18 protein-coding genes are annotated in these 21,333 nt (G+C 68.3%); 1 reads left to right on the forward strand and 17 read right to left on the reverse strand.

Going from position 1 to position 21,333, the window contains the following annotated elements; translation table 11 throughout:
* Positions 1–45 precede the first annotated feature (45 nt).
* Positions 46–2,490 carry a glycoside hydrolase family 3 C-terminal domain-containing protein gene (locus tag N1027_RS16745; RefSeq protein WP_259509299.1) on the reverse strand — a complete coding sequence of 815 codons (2,445 nt, stop codon included), beginning with the start codon at positions 2,488–2,490 and terminating at the stop codon, positions 46–48.
* A gap of 87 nt (positions 2,491–2,577) precedes the next feature.
* Here N1027_RS16745 and N1027_RS16750 point away from each other — a divergent pair, with 87 nt between their 5' ends.
* A complete protein-coding gene (locus tag N1027_RS16750) occupies positions 2,578–3,453 on the forward strand; it encodes a glycosyltransferase family 2 protein (RefSeq protein WP_259509301.1) in 876 nt (291 codons plus the stop codon).
* 7 nt (positions 3,454–3,460) lie between these two features.
* Here N1027_RS16750 and N1027_RS16755 read toward each other — a convergent pair whose 3' ends face one another.
* The 16 genes from N1027_RS16755 to N1027_RS16830 form a co-directional block, all read right to left on the reverse strand.
* Positions 3,461–4,381 carry an RluA family pseudouridine synthase gene (locus N1027_RS16755; protein ID WP_259509302.1) on the reverse strand — a complete coding sequence of 307 codons (921 nt, stop codon included), beginning with the start codon at positions 4,379–4,381 and terminating at the stop codon, positions 3,461–3,463.
* Positions 4,381–4,896, reverse strand: coding sequence for a signal peptidase II (lspA, locus tag N1027_RS16760; RefSeq protein ID WP_259509304.1), 516 nt, complete (start codon positions 4,894–4,896; stop codon positions 4,381–4,383). Before lspA ends, N1027_RS16755 begins: the two co-directional genes overlap by 1 nt.
* A gap of 40 nt (positions 4,897–4,936) precedes the next feature.
* The gene (locus N1027_RS16765; protein WP_259509306.1) at positions 4,937–5,569 is read right to left on the reverse strand and encodes a DivIVA domain-containing protein; all 633 of its coding nucleotides are present in this window, start codon (positions 5,567–5,569) and stop codon (positions 4,937–4,939) included.
* 128 nt (positions 5,570–5,697) lie between these two features.
* On the reverse strand, positions 5,698–6,003 hold the full coding sequence (locus N1027_RS16770; RefSeq protein ID WP_259509308.1) for a YggT family protein: 306 nt from the start codon (positions 6,001–6,003) through the stop codon (positions 5,698–5,700).
* A gap of 7 nt (positions 6,004–6,010) precedes the next feature.
* Positions 6,011–6,502 (reverse strand): cell division protein SepF, encoded by a 492-nt coding sequence (locus N1027_RS16775; protein WP_259509309.1) that lies wholly within the window; start codon positions 6,500–6,502, stop codon positions 6,011–6,013.
* 38 nt (positions 6,503–6,540) lie between these two features.
* Complete coding sequence (locus tag N1027_RS16780) at positions 6,541–7,230, reverse strand: YggS family pyridoxal phosphate-dependent enzyme (RefSeq protein ID WP_259509310.1); 690 nt, start codon at positions 7,228–7,230, stop codon at positions 6,541–6,543.
* 7 nt (positions 7,231–7,237) lie between these two features.
* A complete protein-coding gene (gene ftsZ / locus N1027_RS16785; protein WP_259509313.1) occupies positions 7,238–8,440 on the reverse strand; it encodes a cell division protein FtsZ in 1,203 nt (400 codons plus the stop codon).
* 145 nt (positions 8,441–8,585) lie between these two features.
* On the reverse strand, positions 8,586–10,001 hold the full coding sequence (locus tag N1027_RS20170; protein WP_259509315.1) for a cell division protein FtsQ/DivIB: 1,416 nt from the start codon (positions 9,999–10,001) through the stop codon (positions 8,586–8,588).
* Positions 9,998–11,425 (reverse strand): UDP-N-acetylmuramate--L-alanine ligase, encoded by a 1,428-nt coding sequence (gene murC, locus N1027_RS16795; protein ID WP_259509317.1) that lies wholly within the window; start codon positions 11,423–11,425, stop codon positions 9,998–10,000. The genes N1027_RS20170 and murC overlap by 4 nt, the downstream gene beginning before the upstream one ends.
* Positions 11,426–11,501: 76 nt before the next feature.
* Positions 11,502–12,611: a UDP-N-acetylglucosamine--N-acetylmuramyl-(pentapeptide) pyrophosphoryl-undecaprenol N-acetylglucosamine transferase gene (locus N1027_RS16800; protein ID WP_259509319.1), complete on the reverse strand. Its 1,110-nt coding sequence runs from the start codon at positions 12,609–12,611 to the stop codon at positions 11,502–11,504.
* Positions 12,608–13,861, reverse strand: coding sequence for a putative lipid II flippase FtsW (gene ftsW, locus N1027_RS16805; RefSeq protein ID WP_259509320.1), 1,254 nt, complete (start codon positions 13,859–13,861; stop codon positions 12,608–12,610). Before ftsW ends, N1027_RS16800 begins: the two co-directional genes overlap by 4 nt.
* Positions 13,818–15,392, reverse strand: a complete 1,575-nt coding sequence (gene murD / locus N1027_RS16810) for a UDP-N-acetylmuramoyl-L-alanine--D-glutamate ligase (protein WP_259509321.1) — start codon at positions 15,390–15,392, stop codon at positions 13,818–13,820. Before murD ends, ftsW begins: the two co-directional genes overlap by 44 nt.
* Positions 15,389–16,483 (reverse strand): phospho-N-acetylmuramoyl-pentapeptide-transferase, encoded by a 1,095-nt coding sequence (mraY, locus tag N1027_RS16815; RefSeq protein WP_259509323.1) that lies wholly within the window; start codon positions 16,481–16,483, stop codon positions 15,389–15,391. The genes murD and mraY overlap by 4 nt, the downstream gene beginning before the upstream one ends.
* The gene (locus N1027_RS16820) at positions 16,480–17,940 is read right to left on the reverse strand and encodes a UDP-N-acetylmuramoyl-tripeptide--D-alanyl-D-alanine ligase (protein WP_259509325.1); all 1,461 of its coding nucleotides are present in this window, start codon (positions 17,938–17,940) and stop codon (positions 16,480–16,482) included. Before N1027_RS16820 ends, mraY begins: the two co-directional genes overlap by 4 nt.
* 3 nt (positions 17,941–17,943) lie before the next feature.
* Positions 17,944–19,536 carry a Mur ligase family protein gene (locus tag N1027_RS16825; protein ID WP_259509327.1) on the reverse strand — a complete coding sequence of 531 codons (1,593 nt, stop codon included), beginning with the start codon at positions 19,534–19,536 and terminating at the stop codon, positions 17,944–17,946.
* Positions 19,537–19,550: 14 nt separating this feature from the next.
* A complete protein-coding gene (locus tag N1027_RS16830; RefSeq protein WP_259509328.1) occupies positions 19,551–21,332 on the reverse strand; it encodes a peptidoglycan D,D-transpeptidase FtsI family protein in 1,782 nt (593 codons plus the stop codon).
* Between the last annotated feature and the right edge of the window lies 1 nt (position 21,333).

Here is a 21,333-nt window from a genome sequence, read left to right on the forward strand (position 1 = left end):
GGCATTCCGCATGCGGCCGGGGGTTGCGCTCGGGGCCCGGCAGCACTACCGACCTGTGCCGCCGCCGTCTCGCGGGCGCCGGCGCCCGATGCCAGAGAGGCGGTTCACCAGCGCCAGCAGTCTCAGCGCTCCACGCCGCCCGACCGTGGCCTCGCTGACTGTAGGAAACATGCGGAAGGTGAGCTGCGCCACCACGTCGCCGGCGACCGCATCGACCGGAGCGCCGTCGGGGGCCCCGATGGTTTTCAGCGCCTGGCGCGCCAGATATCGGTGGAGCACCCGGCCGGCCGCCGTTCCCTGCATGTCGCGAACGGCGGTGTCGAGCGTGTAGTGCCCCGGTCGGGCGGGGATGTTGGGTGGAGACGGATGCCCGAGCAGATGCTCGAAGTCGGCCGCGGAGAATCCGAGCTCGCGCGACGGGGAGCGGTAGGCAATGGGCTCACCGGTGCTGCCCTCGAGCGCGGTGGGCCTGGTGGGCTCCGGCGCGCCGTCTCCACCGAGCTCGACGGTTCCCCGCCAGTGGATGTCGCGCGACGAGCGTCCCACCCGGATCTCGAAGCGGCCCGGCTCGAGCACCCACCCCCGTGCCGTGGGACTCCAGAAGGAGAACGCCCGACGGTCGAGACGGATGCTCAGCCTCGACGCGGCGCCGGGTTCGAGCGACACCTTCTCGAACCCTCGCAACTCCTGCTCGGGCCGGAAGATGCTGGACTCGACATCGTGCACATAGACCTGCACCACCTCCGACCCCGCCCGGTCGCCGGTGTTCGTGACGGTGAGCTGCACCGTGACCACGTCGCCATCCGCATCCGTCGACACCGCGACATCCGACCAGGCGAAGCTCGTGTACGAGAGCCCGTGCCCGAACGGGAACGCGACGTCCGACCCCACGCTGTCGAAGTACCGGTAGCCGACGTAGAGGCTCTCCCGGTATTCGACCGTGACGGGCCCGTTCGGCAGGAGGGAGACCGGATGGTCGGAGTAGGCGACCGGGAACGTCTCGGCGAGTCGACCGCCCGGTTCGGCCGCGCCCACCAGCACGTCGGCCATCGCGCTGCCCGACGCCTGGCCGCCGAGATAGCCTTCCACGATCGCGGGCACCTCATTGCGCCATGGCAGCTCCACCGGCGACCCGTTCTGCAGCACCACGACCGTCGCCGGGTTGACCGACAGCACCGCTTCGACGAGGCGATTGTGCGACTCCGGCAGACGCAGATGATCTCGATCGACCCCCTCGGTCTCGAAGACCTCGGGCAGCCCGATCACCACCACCGCGACATCCGCCGACCGCGCCGCATCCTGGGCTTCGGCGATCTGAGTGCGCGTCGAGACGCTGTGCGTGCGATCGTAGCCGGGTGCGTACACGACGGAATCGACCCCGAGGGCGTCGCCGAGCGAGGTGAGCAACGTGTCCACGCGCGTCGGCACGACGTGAGAACTGCCGGCGCCCTGGAACCGTGGATCGGCGGCGAACGCTCCGATGAGCGCGACGCGGCTTCCTGCGGGCAGGGGCAGCGTGCCCTCGTTCTTCAGCAGCACGGTGCCGGCGGCGGACGCCCGGCGGGCGAGACGGTGGTGGGCGTCGAGATCAGGAGGGTCGACCGGGTCGACCGCTGCGCCCGCATGCCGCGACACCAGCGCCAGGATGCGCGCCGCCGAGGCATCGAGTGCGTCGGGCGCCATCGCCCCCGACCGCAGCGCGTCGAGCACGTAGTCGTCGTCGCGGGCGCCGAGACCGGGCATGGCGAGATCGTTTCCGGCCGGGATCGACACCGTGCGGTCCCAGGCCGCGCCCCAGTCGGAGACCACGACTCCCTCGAAGCCCCATTCCCGGCGCAGCACCTCCTGCAGAAGCCAGGCGCTCTCGGTGCAGTGCGATCCGTTCAGTTGGTTGTAGGCCGCCATCACGGTCGCCGGATGCTCGTCGATCACCACGGATTCGAAGCTCGCGAGATACAACTCCCGCAGAGCCCGCTCGTCGACGATCGCGTTCACGCCGTAGCGACGCTGCTCGGTGTTGTTCGCGGCGAAGTGCTTGAGCGAGGCTCCGATACCGGTGCTCTGCACCCCGCCCACCCACGCGCCGCCCATGCGCGACGAGAGATGCGGGTCTTCGGAGAAGTACTCGAAGTTGCGGCCGCCGACCGGAGTTCGCTTGAGGTTCACGCCCGGGCCGAGCAGCACGGCGATACCGTGGCCGGCGGCTTCGCGGCCGAGCGCCTCGCCCACCTGGCGCACCAGAACCGGGTCCCACGACGAGCCCAACGCCGCCGCTGTGGGGAAACAGGTGGCCGGATGCGAGTCGAACATCGACATGCCCGATCCGTCGTGCGGCTTCCGCACCCCGTGCGGCCCGTCGCCGAGCCGGATGGCCGGGATGCCGAGGCGCGCGATGGGGCGTGTGCTCCAGGCATCCGCTCCGGCCGTGAGGGAGACCCTCTCGGCAGCGGTGAGCTGCGCGAGCAGATCGGCGGGAGTCGTGTCTGGCATCAGCCTCCATGCTAGACGGGCCCACGCGCTCGAGCCCAGAGAAGACGGGCCATGGCAGACGGGCCCGACCTCTGCCAGACTTGCCGCGTGACCACCACCGAACTCCTGCCGACCGTCTCGATCGTCATCCCGGCCTACAACGAGGAGGCCGGCATCCGGCACTGCCTCATCGCGGCCATCGAGCAGACCGTGGCGCCGCACGAGATCATCGTGGTCGACAACCGCTCCACCGACGGCACCCGCGCCGCGGTCGAGGCGATGCAGCGGGCGTTCCCGGAGGCCGGCATCCGACTGGTCGAACAGGATGCGGAGCAGGGCATCACGGCCACCCGAAACGCCGGCTTCAACGCGGCGACGGGCACCGTGATCGGGCGGATCGACGCCGATTCGGCGCTCGAGCCCGACTGGGTGGAGCAGGTGCAGAAGGCCTTCGCCACGGGCGAGTTCGTGGCGGCCAGCGGTCCGGTGGAGTACTACGACATGCCGATGCGGGCGTTCGGGCACCACGCCGACGACACCTTCCGCAAGATCCAGGTGAAGCTCGCGGGCAAGTACGTCTTTCTCTTCGGCACCAACATGGCCATCACGAAAGAGGCGTGGCTCGCCGTTCGCGACGACGTCTGCCCCGATCACGAAGACCTGATGCACGAAGACATCGACCTCGCTGTGCACCTCGCCCTGAAGGGACTCAAGGTCGGCTACGTCTCGGCGATGGTGGTGGGCATGTCGGCGAGGCGCCTCGACTCCTCGCCCCGCGACTATCTCTACTACGTCGAGCGTTTCGAACGCACCTACGCGCACCACGGCATCCACGACCTGCGCCTGCTGGCCCCGATGGCCGTGTTCCTCGGCATCTACCCCGCCCTCCACGCCGAGCGTCGCCTGCACGAGCATCACACGGCGCAGGCCTGGGGCGGCGTTCCCCACCCGTCCCCGACCGGCGACGCAGCTCCCGCCGACTAGAGCAGCGTCAGTCGGCGGCCACGACGTCGAGGGCGTGCTGCAGGTCGGCCGGGTAGTGGCTCTCGAACGAGACGTACTCGCGGGTCTCCGGATGCACGAATCCGAGGCGCATCGCGTGCAGCCACTGTCGTGTGAGGCCCAGTCGCGCCGAGAGCACAGGGTCGGCGCCGTACATCGTGTCTCCGCAGCACGGGTGCCGCTGAGCAGCCATGTGCACCCGGATCTGATGCGTGCGCCCCGTCTCCAGGTGGATCTCGAGCAGCGTCGCCGCCCGGAACGCTTCGAGCGTCTCGTAGTGCGTCACCGACGGTTTACCCGACGCCGTGACCGCGAACTTCCAGTCCGAGCGCGGATGCCGCCCGATGGGCGCGTCGATCGTGCCGGCGAAAGGATCGGGGTGCCCCTGCACGAGCGCGTGATAGATCTTGTCGACCTCGCGGTCGTGGAACGCCCGCTTCAGCCAGGTGTAGGCGGCCTCGGTCTTCGCCACCACCATCAGGCCGCTGGTGCCCGCATCCAGCCGGTGCACGATGCCCGCTCGCTCGGCGGCTCCGCTGGTCGCGATGCGGTAGCCCGCACCCGCGAGGGCTCCGAGCACGGTGGGCCCGTCCCAGCCGACCGAGGGATGCGCGGCCACGCCGACCGGCTTGTCCACCACGATGATGCTGTCGTCGTCGTAGACGACCGTCAGTTCGGGCACGACCACGGCGATGATCTGCGGTTCCTCCCGCGGCGACCACTCGACCGAGAGCCAGCTGTCACGCCGCAGTTTGTCCGACTTGCCGACGGTGCGGCCGTCGACGGTCACTCCCCCGGCGTCGACGACCTCGGCCGCGAAGGTGCGCGAGAATCCGAGCAACTTGGCGATGCCGGCATCCACGCGGGTGCCGTCGAGTCCGTCGGGAACGGGGAGGGTGCGCGATTCCATCAGACCTGCTCGTGCTCTTCCTGCTCGTGCTCGTCGCTCTTCTGCTCGACGTGGTCGCTCTGACGCGTGCCATCTAGGCCGATGCCGCGGATGGTGAGAATGAGGAACAGCACCATCGCGGCGGTGATCGATACGTCGGCCAGGTTGAAGATGGCCGGTAGGAGCGGGATCGTGATGAAGTCGATCACGTGCCCCACGCCGAAGCCCGGCTCCTTGAACAGCCGGTCGAGCAGGTTGCCGAGTGTTCCGCCGAGCAGAAGGCCGAACACGACGGCCCAGGCGAGCGAACGGATGCGCCGCGCGAACCAGATGATGAAGACGGTGACGGCGGCGGCGAGGATCGAGAAGATCCAGGTGTAGGCGTTTCCGATCGAGAACGCGGCACCGGAGTTCTTCACAAAGTGAAATTGGATGAGGTCGCCCACAACGGGGACGACCTCACCCAATTCAAGATTCTGAACAACCAGAAGCTTCGTGATCTGATCGATGGCGACCGACGCTGCTGCGACGGCCACCAGGACGATCAGGACCCGGGGACGAACTCTCGAACGTTCCCTATCCGCCAAAGCCGCTGAAGCTGGTCGACGGGCTCTTCTCGCCGTCGACGCTCGACGACGTCAGGTCTTTGAGCTGGTCTTCGATGTAGGTCTTCAGACCCGCGCGGTAGTCCTTCTCGAAGGTGCGCAGTTCGTCGATGCGGTGCTCGATGCCGGCCTTCTCCTGGTTGAGACGGGCCAGCTCGTTGCGCTGCTTGGTCTCGGCCTCAGCCACGATGCGAGCGGCGGTGGCATGACCTTCCGCGATGAGGGCGTCGCGCTTGTCGGCGCCTTCCTTCACGTGCTCGTCGTGCAGGCGGCGGGCCAGCTGCAGGAGGTTCGTGGTCGAACCGGTCTCGTCGTCGACATCGACGGCCGGAGCGGCGGCGACAGGTGCCGGAACCTCGGCGACGGGCGCGGGGGCCTCGACGACGACCTCTTCGACGACCGCAGCAGCCTCGACCGGAGCAGCAGCCACGGGGGCGCCGCCGGTCTCGAGCTGAGCCTTCAGCTCCTCGTTCTCCTGCGTCAGCCGACGAAGCTCGACGACGACCTCGTCGAGGAAGTCATCGACCTCGTCCTGGTCGTAACCTTCACGGAACTTGGTCTGAGAAAATCTCTTGTTAACAACATCTTCCGGAGTTAACGCCATGGTTTTCCACCCTTATTGCTTTGACAACAGTGATAACGCGTTGCTAACCGTAGCAACATTCCCGACGAACGTCCCGTGAACGGGACGATCAGTTTGAGGAGCCGTTGTGTTCAGGATACATGGGCACCCTATTGCGAACGCACGAAACCGGCCACCGAGAGCGCGATGATGACGATCAGCATCACGATGCTCCACCCGAAATCCAGCGAGATCGAGCCCACCCGGAGAGGCGGGATGACGCGCCGGAAGAACCGGATCGGCGGGTCGGTGACGGTATACGTCACCTCAGCGAGCACCAGCAGGGCTCCGGCCGGTCGCCAGTCACGGCGAACCGTCCGGACGAGGTCCAGGATGAACCGGCCCCACATCAGGAAGAAGTACAGCAGCAGCGCGAAATAGACGACGGTCGCGATGATGGTGACGAGGGAACCCACTCAGTAATTATGACTGGACGAAGAAGGAAGTTTCTGCGCGAGCTTCGCCGGCGGCGTCTCCGGAGACCGAGACATGCGACGGCGAGAGCAAGAAGACCTTGCTCGTGACGCGCTCGATCTTGCCGTAGAGGCCCTGCGACAGGCCGCCCGCGAAGTCGATCAGGCGGCGCGCATCGGCATCCGTCATCTGCGACAGATTGATGATCACCGGGATGCCTTCGCGGAAGTTCTCGGCGATGACCTGGGCGTCCTTGTACTGCTTGGGGTGGACGGTGAGGATCTCATTCATTTCAGCAGGAGCCACATTCTTCGTGTGCGAGGTCTTGCGGAGCGGCGTGACCGGGGCGCGGTTCGCGACGGGCGCCTGGGAGACGGTCGCCTGCGGGTGCGGATGCGGCACAGGAGCCACGGGCGCGGCCTGAGCGGGCGCCTCGTCGTATTCGAGTTCTTCGTCGGCGAGACCCAGGTAAACCATGGTCTTGCGCAGTGGGTTGGCCATGCGAACCTCCGGTAGCGGTAACTTTTCCTACCCCGAGATTAAACGCGCACGGGCCGGTTTCCCGTGATTGCGGTGCCGATGCGGAGGTGTGTCGCGCCTTCGGCGATCGCTTCGCGGAAGTCGTGCGACATCCCGGCCGAGATCGACGTCGCGCCGGGCACGACGCGCGCCACCGTGTCGCGGAGTTCTCGGAGACGCGCGAACGCCGGCCGAGGCTCTTCGCCCAGCGGCGCGACGGCCATCACGCCGAGCAGTCGCAACCCCTCGGCAGCGGCGATTGCTTCGGACAGGGATGGCACCTCGGCCGGCTGCGCTCCCCCGCGTTCGGGGTCATCGGTGAGGTTGACCTGCAAGAAGCAGTCGATCGGGGGCGTGCCGGCCGCCAGCGCCGCGATGAGTGCTTCGCGGTCGATCGAATGGATGACGCGGGCGTACTCGCGCACCTGACGCGCCTTCTTGGTCTGCAACTGCCCGATGAAGTGCCAGTCGAGCTCGAGATCGGCGAGTTCGAGCGCCTTCTCACGCGCCTCCTGGTGGCGGTTCTCGCCGAAGTCGCGCACCCCGAGCGCGTAGAGCTCCCGCACCAGCGACGCCGGATGGAACTTGGTCACCACGATGGTGGTGAGTTTGGCCGGATCGCGGCCCGCCGCGTGGGCGGCATCCGCGATCCGGCCGGTCACCTCGTTCAGGCGCTCGGAGAGCGAGAGTTCACTCGGGAGCTCTGTCACGCGTTACCTACTTCAGGAAGTCGGGGACGTCCAGATCGGCGTCGTCGTCTTCTGACGCGGGATCGAGCGCGACCGCACCGGTGAGCCCGAGATCGCTCGCGGGAGCCGACCAGGTCTGCTGCTGCGGAGCGGGCGCCTCTTCGACCACCTCGGTCTTCTGCTCGCGACGGAGGGTCGCGGTGGCGGCGCCCCGACCGAAGGGGTCGCCCTCGTCTTTCGCGGCGACGAAGCCGCCGCGGCGCGTGTCGATCGAGGCGTTCGGCTCACCGCCGTCGAATCCGGCCGCGATGACGGTGACGCGCACCTCGTCGCCGAGGGTGTCGTCGATCACGGCGCCGAAGATGATGTTGGCTTCGGGGTGCACCGCATCCTGAACCAGCTTGGCGGCGTCGTTGATCTCGAAGATGCCGAGGTTCGACCCGCCCTGGATGGAGAGCAGCACTCCGTGCGCTCCGTCGATCGACGCCTCGAGGAGCGGGCTCGCGACCGCCAGTTCGGCCGCCTTGATGGCGCGGTCGGCGCCCCGCGACGAACCGATGCCCATGAGGGCCGATCCTGCACCCTGCATGACCGACTTCACGTCGGCGAAGTCGAGGTTGATGAGGCCCGGGGTGGTGATGAGGTCGGTGATGCCCTGCACACCGGCGAGCAGCACCTGGTCGGCCGTGGAGAAGGCCTCGAGCATGCTGATGCCGCGGTCGCTGATCTCGAGCAGGCGGTCGTTGGGCACCACGATGAGGGTGTCGACCTCGTTCTTCAGTGTGGCGACACCGTCTTCGGCCTGGGCGGCGCGGCGCTTGCCCTCGAAGCCGAAGGGCTTCGTGACGACACCGATCGTCAGAGCACCGATCGACTTCGCGATTCGGGCGACGACAGGGGCGCCACCGGTTCCGGTTCCGCCACCTTCACCCGCGGTCACGAACACCATGTCGGCGCCGGCCAGTGCCTCTTCGATCTCTTCTGCGTGGTCTTCGGCGGCACGGCGGCCCACCTCGGGGTCGGCTCCGGCGCCGAGCCCACGGGTGATCTCGCGACCGACGTCGAGCTTGACGTCGGCGTCGCTCATCAGCAGCGCCTGCGCGTCGGTGTTGATGGCGATGAACTCGACTCCGCGAAGACCGAGCTCGATCATGCGGTTCACGGCGTTCACGCCGCCGCCGCCGATGCCGACGACCTTGATTACGGCTAGGTAGTTCTGGTTTGAAGTCACGTCCGGCCTCCGCTGAAACGTTTGGGCTAGAACCTTAAAGTTCTACTTGAAAGTTAATGTTATTCCGAGTATGTATTTCCTAGACATGAACCTAGGCGACGATGCCCGGGCCGCCCACGACGCCGCGCCGCGTGTCGCGATTGCTTCAGCGGATGACGGGGCTCTGCGGGCTCGACACGTCGTACTCGACCGGCAGCGACGGGTCTTGCGTGGCGATCAGGCGCTGCAGGATGCGCGCCTTCAGATCCGAGTCGTCGGCGTCTCCCCAGACCACGCGTTGGCCCGCGCCGGTGAACACCATCGTGACGCTGTCGGGCGTGGTGCCGCTGATGCGGTCGACCTGGGCGATCAGGGCATCCGGCAGCGACATCAGCACGGCCGAGGCCGCCCGGAAACCGGCACTGCCGATCTCGGTGCCCGTGAGATCGAGCACCGGGAAACCCGGGATGCGCTCCGGCGACTCCTGCACGGAGACACCGGCCGAGTCGATCAGCGTGAAACCGGCGTCGTTCTGTACCTGGGCGACGGGGCGCCGTTCGATGATGCGCACGGCGAGCGTGTCGGGCGGGCGGGCCTCGACCGAATACGACTCGATGTACGGGAACTGGGCCAGGTCACGCTCGATCGCCCCGTAGTCGACCAGGGCGAGCGGGCGGCCGAGCTGGTCGTCGAGGGCGGTGGTGACCGTCGTGGGGTCGAGCCGGGTGAGTCCCTCGACCGTGAGCGTGCGCACCGCGAGGAGCGGCGAATAGGCGGCCAGCAGCACCACCACGACCAGAGCGGCGACGGATGCTCCGGAGATGAGCCAGGCCATCCGGCGTCGGCGGGAGCGTTGGGTGAAGCGGCGCGACTCGGCTTTTTCGTAGCGACGGCGGTCTTTGATGGCGGCGCGGAGGGTGGCTGTGCCTATTGCCGCGCCGCCGCTACTGCGGCGCGGGGGGACATGCTCCGGGGAGGTCGCTGCCGCGGCCTCGCCGTCGCCCTGGGTTGTCTGGGAGGGCCCCGTTGTCTTCGGTCGCGTGCGTGACTTCTTGCCGAGAGGGACGGTGGCATTCGGATCTGACGGGGCAGCGGCCTCGGTGCGCGACTTCTTGCCGAGGGGGACGGTTGCGTTCGCGTCGGACGGCGCGGCGGACTCCGTGCGCGACTTCTTGCCGAAGCGGACGCTTGCGTTCGCGTCTGATGGGGTGGCGGGCGGCGGGGTGGGGTCGTCGTCGGCCGCTGAGGCGGGGGTGGTCCACCAGGGGGCGGCGTCGGTGGTGCGTCGGGCGGGGCGCGCGGGAGGTGGGGTCTGGGTGGCGCGCGGAGACGCGAGCGGCTGGGAGGGGCTCGGGGTGGTGCGGGAGGCGCGGGCCGACGGGGGCAGGGGGTCGATGGGAGCCGTTTCGGCGTCGCGCACGTCGATGGGGGCGCGGGTGGGCTTCGACGCGGGGGGCGCATCCGGGGCTGCGGGCGACGGCCGCTTCTTGGCCGGCTTGGGGCGCGCCGAACGGCCCGCAGAAGCCGGGGGGTCGACCGGCGGCGGGGGCGGCGGTGGCGTGATGCCCGGTGGCCTCTTCACTCTCCTCCCGCACCCGCACGGGAGGACGACGAGGAGGCCTGCTCGAGCGAATCGAGCAACTGCGGCACGATGAGGTTCACGTCGCCGCAGCCGAGCGTGACCACGAAGTCACCGGGCCGGGCGTACGACGCGAGGAAGTCGGCCGCGCGCTGCCAGTCGTCGATGTAGGTGACGTGCGATGCGTCGTCGAAACGCGACGAAACCGTCTCGCCCGTGACACCGGGGATCGGATCTTCGCGCGCCCCGCAGACGTCGAGCACGATCGTGAAGTCGGCGGTTCGCTCCAACGTCGACGCGAACTCCCCTGCCATCAGCTGCGTGCGGCTGTAGAGGTGCGGCTGGTGCACCGCGATGATGCGGCCCTCCCCCACCACCGTGCGCGCCGCCGTCAGCGCCGCGTCGACCTCGGTGGGGTGGTGGGCGTAGTCGTCGTAGACGCTCACGCCGCCGACGGTGCCGTGCAGTTCGAACCGGCGGCCGGTGCCGCCGAAGGAGCCCACGGCGGCGATGGCCGCATCCGGAGCGAAGCCCAGCCCCACCAGCACGGCCACGGCTCCCGTGGCATTGATGGCGTTGTGGTGCCCGGGCACACGCAGCAAGCCCGGGTAGCTGACGCCCTCGTGGTCGACGACGTACCGCACCGGGCCGGAGGTGTCGATGGAGTGCACCCGGAAGTCGGCATCGGGAGCTTCGCCGAAGGTGAGCACCCGGGGGTGCGACACCCGCGACGACACCCGCAGCGCGCCCGCGTCGTCGGAGGAGATCACCACGAGTTCGGATGCCGCGTCGGCGAACCGCACGAACGCATCCTCCACCGCTTCGACCGAGCCGTAGTGGTCGAGGTGGTCGGGGTCGACGTTCGTGATCAGCGCCACGGCGGTGTCGTAGAGCAGGAACGACCCGTCGGATTCGTCGGCCTCCACCACGAAGATCTCACCGTCACCGAGGGCGGAGCTCGTGCCGAGCTCGGAGATGACACCACCGTTCACGAACGAGGGCTCCTGCTCGAGTTCGAGCAGCGCGGTGACGATCATGCCGGTGGAGGTGGTCTTGCCGTGCGCGCCGGCGACCGCGATGAGTCGCTGCTTGTTCACGAGCCAGGCCAGCGCCTGCGAGCGATGCAGAATGGTCAGACCCCGCTCCTGGGCGGCGAGGTATTCGGGGTTGTCGGCCCAGAGCGCACTCGTCACCACGAGGGTGTCGGCGTCGCCGATGTTCGTGGCGTCGTGCCCGACGGCCACCGGGATGTCTTGGGCACGGAGCTTCGCGGCGGTCTTCGAGTCGCTGCGGTCGGAGCCCGTGACGGTGAGACCGGACGCCTTGAACAGGCGGGCGATGCCACTCATCCCCGCTCCGCCGATGCCCACGAAGTGCACGGCGCCGAGGGTGTCGGGAATCTCGATCGAGAGGTCGGGCTTGATCACGGGTGCTCACACTTTCCAGCGAATTCGGAACGCTCAGGATGCTCGGCGCGGCCGCGCATCGCAGACAAGGTTACGCTCACGCGGCGCCCTTCCCGTCGGTGGCCCCACGGAGGGACCGCTCGATCAGCGCGACCAGGCGAGCTGTCGCGTCGGGAATGCCGACACTCTTGGCCGCCGCCGTCATGCTCGCGATGCGCTCGGTGTCCGCCAGCAGCGGAATGACCTCTCGGTCGACCCAGGCCGGCAGGAACTCGGCGTCCGTCACCAGGATGGCGCCTCCCGCATCCACCAGGTCGCGCGCGTTGTAGCGCTGTTCGCCGTTGCCGACCGGATAGGGCACCAGCACGCCCGGAACGCCGATCACGGCGAACTCGCTGAGCGTCGACGAGCCGGCGCGGGAGATCGCGAAGTCGGCGACGGCGAGAGCGAGGTCCATCCGGTCGCAGTACTCCAGGAAGACATAGCCCGGCAGCTCTGGGTCGTCGACCTCCGACCGGTTGCCCGCGATGTGGAGCACATTCCACCCGGCGTGCAGGAAGGCGCGGGCGGAGGCGTGCACCGTGGCGTTGATGCGGCGGGCGCCGAGCGATCCGCCGGTCACCAGCAGCGTGGGCCGCGAGGCGTCAAGCCCGAAGAGCTCGTGGGCGGTGACGGCTGAGGCGGCGCGCGCACCGGGATCGGCGAGCGCCGTGACCTCCGCGCGTAGGGGCATCCCGGTGAGCACGGCGTGCCGCAACGGCGTGGCCGCGAAGCTTACGCCCACCCACGGCGAGTAGCGCGCGCCGAGGCGATTGGCGAGTCCGGGCTTCGCGTTGCCCTCGTGGATGACGAAGGGCACGCCGGCACGCCGAGCGGCCAGGTAGCCCGGCGCCGACGCGTAGCCGCCGAAGCCCACTACCACGTCGACGCCACGGGACCGGATGATCTCGGTCACCGAGGCGATGGTGCGGCGGAACGCGCCCGGAAAGCGCAGGGCCGCACCGTTCGGCCTCCGCGGGAACGGCAGCTTGGGAATGGTGAGCAGTTCGTAGCCGCGAGCCGGCACCAGCCGCGACTCGAGCCCCTCCGCGGTGCCGAGCACGATGACCTGGGCCGCCGGGTCGCGGCGGCGCAGTTCGTCGGCCGTGGCGAGCAACGGGTTGACGTGACCCGCTGTGCCGCCCCCGGCGAGGAGATAGGTGGTCATCGTTCCCGCGCGTTCGTGAGGGAGTTCTCGCGCGCGCTGTCCCGGGCGATGGCGAGCACGATCCCGATCGCCGCCAAGGTGGTCAAGAGAGCGGAGCCGCCCGACGATATCAGGGGCAATGGCACGCCGAGCACCGGGAGCACGCCGAGCACCACGGCGATGTTGACGAAGGCCTGCCCGATCAGCCACACCATCACGGCACCCGTGACGACCTTCGAGAACATGTCGCGAGACGAGCGGATGATGCGGATGAAAGCGATGGCCAGCGCGATGAACAGCAGCAGCACCACGATCGCTCCGACGAGGCCGAGTTCTTCGCCGATGATCGCGAAGATGTAGTCGTTGTCGGCCGCCGGTAGCCACGACCATTTGGCTTTCGAGTTGCCGAGCCCGACCCCGAAGATGCCCCCGCCGGCCAGCGCCCACTCGCCGTGCTGCGCCTGCCAGTCGGTGCCCTGGTAGTCGGTGCCCGAGCCGTTGAAGAACGACATGATGCGCGTGGTGCGGCTCTCGCTGGAGAAGGCGACCGTCACGGCGATCAGAGCGCCCGCGATCACCGGCAGCACGAACATCCGGAGCTTGATGCCGGCGAAGAACAGGGCGCCGAACACGAGCCCGGCCATGATCATCACCGTTCCGAGGTCGCCTCCGAGCAGCACGAGGAGGATCGCGCCGCCCGCCACCGGGAGCACCGGGATGGCCACGTGCCCGAGCTTGCCAAGCAGTGCCTCTTTCTTCGCAAGGATCGCGCCCATCCAGATCACCAGGGCGAGCTTCACGAGCTCCGAGGGTTGGAAGGTGTAACCGCCGATGGCGATCCAGTTGAGGTTGCCGCCCACCTCGTCGCCGAGGGGGGTGAACACGAGCAGCTGCACGCCGATCGCCACGAAGATCGCAAGCCACGCCCAGCGTTTGAACAAGCGGATGGGCAGGCGCGAGACCACGAGCATGAGCGGGATGCCGATGAGAGCGAACAGACCCTGCTTCCAGAACACGCCGAAGAAGCCCTGGCGTTCGGTGAAGGAGTCGATCGAGCTCGACGAGAGCACCATCACCAGGCCGAGCAGCACCAGGAAAAGCGTGGTGCCGAGAAGCAGGAAGTAGTTGCTCGATTCGGCGGTGAAGACCTGGCCGAGCGAGATGCGGGCGGAGTGCCCGCTCGACGCATCCGCCGCCGGAGCGCCGGCCCTGGGCTTCGCGTTCGCTCTACCGCGGCCGAATCGAGGGAGAGTCCGGGAGGGTGTCGTCACCGTCAATACCTCCCACGTGCTTCCGCACCGCCTCCGCGAAACGCGTTCCTCGGTCGGCATAGTCTGCGAACTGGTCCATCGACGCCGCCGCCGGTGCCAGCAGCACCACGTCTCCGGGCCGGGCCGCTGCGGCTGCCAAGGCGACCGCTGCGGACATTACGTCACTAGTCTCTGCGTCGTCGACCTCGAACAGCGGCAGCTCCGGCGCGTGTCGTCGTAAAGAGGCGACGACCTCCGTGCGGTCGGCTCCGATCACCACGACGGCACGCACACGGCTGCTCTCTCTGCCGGCTTCCGGGGCGACGGATGCCTGCACCAGCGGATCGATGTCGACGCCCTTCAAGAGCCCCCCGACCACCCAGACGATCGACGGGTAGGCGCGCAATGACGCCGCTGCGGCGTGCGGGTTGGTGGCCTTCGAATCGTCGACCCAGGTGACTCCCCCGGCGGTGACGACGTGCTCGATGCGGTGCCGATCGAGCGTGAACTCGGCCAGCGCGGCACGGATAGCTTCGATCGGTGCGCCGTAGCTCCGCGCGAGTGCGGCGGCGGCGAGCACGTCGGCGACGGTGTGCGGGGCGGCCAGGCCGCGCATCCGGAGCTCGTCGACCGTCACGATCTCGAGGGCTGCGTCGCGGCGGTCGTCGAGGAAGGCGCGGTCGCAGAGGATGCCGTCGACCACGCCGAAGTCGCTCGGGCCGGGCACGCCGAGACCGAAGCCGATGGCGCGGGCGCCGTCGACCACCTCGGCGTCTTCGACCATGCGCATCGTCAGCTCGTCGCCCTTGTTGTAGACGCAGGCGACCCGGGTGTTCGTGTACACGCGTGCTTTCGCGGCCGCGTAGGCCTCGAAGGAGCCGTGCCAGTCGAGGTGGTCGTCGGCCACGTTCAGAACGACGGAGGCCCAGGGCGACATGCTCGAGGTCGAGTGCAGCTGGTAGCTCGAGAGCTCCACCACGAGCACGTCGAATCCTTGCGGGTCGCGGATGGCGTCGAGCACGGGGATGCCGATGTTGCCGCACGGCGCCACCCGGAGGCCTGCGGCCAGCAGCATCGACGCGGTGAGCTGCACCGTGGTGGTCTTGCCGTTGGTGCCGGTGACGGCGATCCAGTCGGCGGGCCGGCCATCCGGTCGCACCACCTTGTCGCGCAGTCGCCAGGCGAGCTCCACGTCGCCCCACACCGGTGTGCCGGCCGACTCGGCCCAGACGATCAGGGCGTCGTCGGGATGGTAGCCGGGCGATGCCACCACGAGCTCCGGTTCGAAGTCGGCGAGTTCGGCGGGGATTTCGCCCGCCGGTGCGAGCACGAGCTTCGCACCGATCACGGGCACGAGGTCGGCGTACTCCTTCTTCGCCGATTCAGCGACGACGAGAACGGATGCGCCGAGCTCGGTGAGTGTGTCGGCGACCGAGAATCCGGTGACGCCGAGACCCAGCACCGCGACGCGGAGGCCGGCCCAGTCGGCGTGCCAGCTGGTCAGTCCGTCGAGGCGGGCCGACCCCGACGGCAGCGCGGCGTCATCCGTCATCGCGAGAGCCACTCGAGATAGAACGAGCCCACGGCGCCGGCCACGAAGAGCCCCGCGATGATCCAGAAGCGCACCACGATGGTGACCTCGGCCCAGCCCTTCATCTCGAAGTGGTGGTGCAGCGGACTGGCGCGCCAGATGCGTTTGCCCTTGGTGAGCTTGAAGTAGGTGAGCTGCACCGCCACCTGGCCGGCCACGATCACGAAGATGCCGCCGATCAGGATGAGCAGGAGCTCGGTGCGGGCGAGGATCGCCAGGGCCGCCAGCGCGCCACCGAGGGCGAGCGAACCGGTGTCGCCGAGGAAGATCTTCGCGGGGTTGGTGTTCCACCAGAGGAAGCCGATCAGGGCTCCGACGATGGTGGCCGCCACCACGGCGAGGTCGAGCGGATCGCGCACGTCGTAGCACTTGTCGAGCACGTCGGTGTCGAGCGTGACATTCGCGCACGACTGGTTGAACTGCCAGAACCCGATGATCACGAAGGAGCCGATGGCGAGGATGCTCGACCCGGGCGCCAGGCCGTCGAGCCCGTCGGTGAGGTTCACGCCGTTCGAGGTGGACATGACGATGATGCAGATCCACACCACGAAAGCGATGACCCCGATGACGGCGCCCCAGGAGAGGAAGTCGAACGGCAGGTCGCGGATGAAGGAGATCTGCGTCGATGCGGGCGTCTCGCCCTGCTTGTTCGGGAACTGGATCGCGAGCAGCGCGAACACCACGCCCACGATGACCTGCCCCGAGATCTTCGCCCAGGGGGTGAGGCCGAGACTGCGCTCCTTGTGCACCTTCAGGAAGTCGTCGATGAACCCAACGACACCGAGGCCGGTCATCAGGAAGAGCACGAGCAGGCCCGAGACCGTCGGAGGTTCCTGGGTCAGCAGGGCCGAGACGAAGTAGCCGAAGAGCACCGCCAGGATGATGACGATGCCGCCCATCGTGGGTGTTCCGCGCTTGACGTGGTGCGCATCAGGGGTGTCGACGTTGATGAACTGGCCCCAGGCGAGGCGCTTGAACATGCGGATGAACACCGGGGTGAGAAAGAGCGAGAAGGCCAGCGAGAGCGAGGCCGAAGCGAGCAGGGTGATCATGCGTTCGCCTCCGCAATCGAATCAGCGGGCGCAACCGAGTTCGCCTCCGCGATGCGGTCGCCGAGGAACCGGAGGCCGGCGGAGTTCGACGACTTCACGAGGATCAGGTCGTTCGGCCGCGTGTCGGCCTCGATCAGGGCGAAAGCCTCGTCGGCGGTGTCGACGAAGATCGCCTCGCCACCCCAGGAGCCTTCGTGCTCGGCGGCGAGATGGATGGCGCGAGCGCCCTCGCCCACCACGATCAGGCGGTGGATGTTGAAACGCACCACCATGCGCCCGATGCGGTCGTGCTCCTCGACGGAGTAGGGGCCGAGCTCGCTCATCTCGCCGAGCACAGCGGTGGTGCGTTGCTCGGGCGTCGCGATCAGCGCGATGGTCTTGAGGGCGGCAGCCATCGAGTCGGGGCTGGCGTTGTAGGCGTCGTTGATGACGCGCACGCCGTCACGGCCGCCCATCACCTCCATGCGCCAGCGTTCGGCGCGGGTGACCGATTCGAGGCCGGAGACGATGTCGTCGGCGGGCACACCGAGCACGTGGGCGGCGGCGGCAGCGGCGAGGGCGTTCATCACGTGGTGCTCGCCGAGCACGGCGAAGCGCACGGTCGGCGCCGTTCCGTCGGGCAGGTGCAGCACGAACGAGGTGCCCGCCGCGGTGGCGTCGATGTCGGTGGCGCGCACGGCAGCCTCGTCGGAGAGTCCGAACCACAAAACCCTTGCAGCCGTCTTCTCGGCCATGCCGGCCACCCGCGAGTCGTCGCGGTTCAGCACAGCGACGTCACCGGGCTCGAGGTCTTGCACCATCTCGGTCTTCGTGGCGAGGGTGGTCTCGATGCCGCCGAACTCGCCGGCGTGCGCGAGACCGACGGTGAGCACCACGCCCACGTCGGGCTTGGCCATCCGGATCAGTCGCGTGATCTCGCCTTTGCCGCTCGCGCCCATCTCGGCCACCAGGAAGCGGCTGGAGGGGGTGAGTTTCAGCATCGTGAGAGGCGCACCCACCTCGTTGTTGAACGAGTCGCGCGGCGCGACCGTCTCGCCCACGCGTTCGAGAATCGACTTCAGCAGGTTCTTCGTGGTGGTCTTGCCGTTCGAGCCGGTGATGCCCACGATTCTGAGGTCTCCGGATGCGCGCACCCGAGCCACGACATCCGTCGCGAAATATCCGAGCGCCAGCACCGAATCGGCCACCACGATCTGCGGAACGTCGACGTCGAAGACGTGCTCCACCACGACGAGTGCCGCACCCGCCTCGACGGCCGACGTCACGAAGCGGTGACCGTCGTCGAACTCGCCCCTCTTGGCGACGAAGACGTCACCCTCGCCGATCAGGCGCGAGTCGGTGTCGACCGTTCCGTTCACGACGGTGTCCGGGGAGAACCCGGCGCCCGCCGCAGCATCGGTGATCACGAGTTCGCCCTGGAGCGCCTCCGCGATCTCGGTCAGAGTGAGATCGAGCATGTATCAGAGCCATCCGTGTTCGTGCAGCGCGTTGCGTGCGTCGTCGCGAGCAGAATACGGGATCCGCTCCCCCGCGACCTCGTGGTAGTTCTCGTGTCCGGGCCCGGCGTAGAGGATCACGTCACCCTCGTCGGCGATCGAAAGCGCCTTCCGGAAAGCCGCACGGGGTTCGGCGACCTCGTGGATCTCGCGCTCGGGAACGGCGGCGCGGGCCGCGTCGAGCAGCACCCGCCGGATCGCCGCCGGGTCTTCGGAGCGCGGGTGGAAGTCGGTGATCACCACGGCATCCGCGAGCCGGGCCGCGATCGAGCCCATCTCTTCGCGCTTGGAAGGGTCGCGGTCACCGTCGGCGCCGAAGAGCATGATGATGCGGCCGTCGGTGACCCGCCGGATCGACTCGAGCGTCGAGGTGAAGGCATCGGGGCTGTGGCCGTAATCGATGTAGACGATGGGGCCGCGCTCGCCCGAGATCTTCTCGGCCCGGCCGGGGATGTACACGTCGATTCCCGCGACACGCCCCTCTTCGAGCCCGCGTTCGTGCCCTTCGGCGTCTTCGGAGGGCTCGTTGAGCGCGTGGGCGATGGCACCGAGGTCGAAGCCCGACTCCACCAGCATCACGATCGCGAGAGCCGCGTTGGCGGCCATGTAGCTGCCGAGCAGCGGCACCGAGGTGGAGAGCTCACGCCGCTCCGGGCCGCGCAGGGTGAACGCCGTGCGATCGGCCAGCTCCTCGTCGATCGTGAGGGTCCATTCCGCGTCGGATTCCGGCGAGGTGGAGATGGTGGTGAGCGGGATGCGGGATTCCTGCACCAGACGGGCACCCCAGTATCCGTCGACGATCACGACGCCGCGGCGGGCGCGATCGGGTTGGAAGAGTTCGCGCTTGGCCTCGAAGTAGACGTCCATCGTCTCGTAGTCGTCGAGGTGGTCGTGGGTGAGATTCGTGAAGCCCACCACGTCGAAGACGATGCCGTCGACGCGGTGCTGCGTGATGGCCTGGGCCGAGACCTCGAGGATGACCGAGCGCACGTGCGCCTCGCGCATCCGGGCCAGCATGGCGTGGATCTCGGTGGCTTCGGGCGTGGTGAGTTTCGACACGATCGTGACGTCGCCGATCCGTCGCTCCGCCGTGGTGCTGAGACCGGCCACGATGCCGAGCTGGCGCAGGATCGCTTCGAGCAGGTAGGCCACGCTGGTCTTGCCGTTCGTGCCGGTGACGCCGAACATCGTCGGCGGCTGGTCGCGGGTGCGGTAGATCCATGCCGCCAGTTCGCCGAGCGCGAGGCGCGGTTCGGGCGTGACGATGACCGGCAGGCCGGACTCGGCCGCGAGGTCGACGCCCTCGGGATCGGTCAGCACGGCGACGGCCCCCGCTTCCTTCGCGGCGGCCGCGAAGGAAGCCCCGTGGAATCGCTGGCCCTTCAGCCCCACGTAGAGGTCTCCGGGCATGACGTCGCGAGACGAGATCGTGATACCCGAGACCACCTCGGAGACCGAGGGGCCGACCTGCTCGAAGCCGAAGTCCTCGACGAGGTGCGGCAGCGACCGTGCGATCGGATGCTCCGGTCGGAGAGCCGAGGAACCCCGATCAGTCACTGGTCTCCTCGTGCTCAATACGTCGTGGGAAGGTCCGGACCCGGAACCGTCGAAGGCAGTACCCGGTGTTCTTTCAGAACCTGCGACATGATCTTCTGAAAGACCGGTGCCGCCGCCAAACCGTTCTCAATGGTAACGGGCTTCGCGATGGTGACCGAAACGACGTACTGCGGATCGTCGGCTGGAGCGAGTCCGGCGAGCGAGGTGATGTAGCTGTCGCCGTAGGCTCCCGACCCGTCGCTCATCTGCGCTGTTCCGGTCTTCGCGGCCACCCGGTAGCCCGGGATCAGCAGGTCGGCGGAGGCGTATCCGCCGGTCGCGACCGTCTCCAGCATGTTGATGGTGTCGGTCGCGGCCTGGGGTGAAACCACCTGCTGGCCGCTCGCATCCGGAACCTGCGTCACGGTGCCGTCGGCCTGCTTGCAGCCGGAGACCAGCTGCACCGGCAGGCGTACGCCGCCGTTTCCGAGGGCCTGGTAGACGCTGGCCATCTGCACGGCCGTGGTCGCGAGCCCCTGACCGAAGGTGGTGGTGAGGTTGGTCTGGTCGTCCCACTCGTCCCACGGGTGCAGGATGCCGCCGGACTCGCCCGGGAAGCCCACCTCGCTCGAGGAGCCGATGTGGAACTTCGTCATGTAGTCGTAGCGCTGCTGCGGCGAGAGCAGTTCGCCGAGCATCGCAGTGCCGGTGTTGGACGATTCCTGGATGACGCCGGCGAAGGTGAGCCGCAGCGGGTCGACGTGGAACTCGCTGTCGCGGGTCGAGGCGCCGTTCGGGTCGGTGAAGATGTAGGGCGCTTCCACCTGGGTGCCGACGTTCGCGAGACCGGCGTCGAGAACGGATGCCGCGGTGAGGGCCTTGAAGGTCGAGCCGGGCTCGAACGGCGCCTGGAACGCGATGGAGCCGCGGTCTTCGCTGGGCGTCGCGTCGAGGTTGTTGGGGTCGACGCTCGGGTAGTCGGCCACGGCCAGCAGCTTGCCGGTCTTGACCTCCTGCACCACGGCGGTTCCCCAGGCTGCTCCGGTCTCCTGCACGCGCGCGGCGAGAGCCTGCTGAGAGAACCACTGCAGATCGCTGTCGAGGGTGAGCATCGCGGTGCCGCCGGGCTTAGCCTCGGTGGTGGTGACCGTGCTTCCGGGGATGGCGACGCCGTCGGCGCCGCGCTCGTAGGTCTGCACGCCGTCGGTGCCGGTCAAGCACTGGTCGTCGAGCTGCTCGACGCCGGCGGTGCCCATTGCCTTGCCGTCTTCTTCGCCCATGAACCCCACCACGCTGCCGCCGACGGCGCCGTTCGGATAGGTGCGCACGGGGTTCGAGGAGTAGTAGAGCCACGGGATGCCGAGATCGCGGATGGACCGGAACGCGTCGACGTCGATCCCCTGTACCACGTAGGCGAAGTTCGAGGAGGGGTCGGCGGTCAGGATGCCGTAGACCTGGTCGGCCGTCTGGCCGGTGATCGCCGCGATCTCGCCCGCCGCCTGGGTGGGGGTGACCGTCGTGGTCTTACCGGCGTCATCCGTGCGGTCGAAGTCGGTCACCGATTTCGGCGAGGCGGTGACGTCGTAGCGCAGCACCGTGGTGGCGAGCACGGTGCCGTCATTGTCGACGATGTCGCCGCGCAGTCCGTAGGTGGTGGTCTCGGCCGAGAGCTTGTCGAAGGATGCCGCGTTCAGCGTGTCGGCCTGCACCACCTGGATGGTGACGAGGCGCACGACGAAGACGGCCACGACAGCCACCACGGCGAACACCGCCACGGTGGCTCGGCGGCGGGTGCTGCGGCTGGCGGTTGCGTTCACT

The sequence above is a fragment of the Herbiconiux aconitum genome (assembly GCF_024979235.1).
Classification (GTDB): Bacteria; Actinomycetota; Actinomycetes; order Actinomycetales; family Microbacteriaceae; genus Herbiconiux; species Herbiconiux aconitum.

Excerpts from the sequence above, each read along its gene's own strand:
- N1027_RS16745 (WP_259509299.1), bottom strand. The coding sequence starts at position 2,490 with ATGCCAGACACGACTCCCGCCGATCTGCTCGCGCAGCTCACCGCTGCC.
- N1027_RS16755 (WP_259509302.1), bottom strand. The coding sequence starts at position 4,381 with ATGGAATCGCGCACCCTCCCCGTTCCCGACGGACTCGACGGCACCCGC.
- N1027_RS16765 (WP_259509306.1), bottom strand. The coding sequence starts at position 5,569 with ATGGCGTTAACTCCGGAAGATGTTGTTAACAAGAGATTTTCTCAGACC.
- N1027_RS16775 (WP_259509309.1), bottom strand. The coding sequence starts at position 6,502 with ATGGCCAACCCACTGCGCAAGACCATGGTTTACCTGGGTCTCGCCGAC.
- N1027_RS16800 (WP_259509319.1), bottom strand. The coding sequence starts at position 12,611 with ATGACCACCTATCTCCTCGCCGGGGGCGGCACAGCGGGTCACGTCAAC.
- murD (WP_259509321.1), bottom strand. The coding sequence starts at position 15,392 with ATGACGGATGACGCCGCGCTGCCGTCGGGGTCGGCCCGCCTCGACGGA.
- mraY (WP_259509323.1), bottom strand. The coding sequence starts at position 16,483 with ATGATCACCCTGCTCGCTTCGGCCTCGCTCTCGCTGGCCTTCTCGCTC.
- N1027_RS16820 (WP_259509325.1), bottom strand. The coding sequence starts at position 17,940 with ATGCTCGATCTCACTCTGACCGAGATCGCGGAGGCGCTCCAGGGCGAA.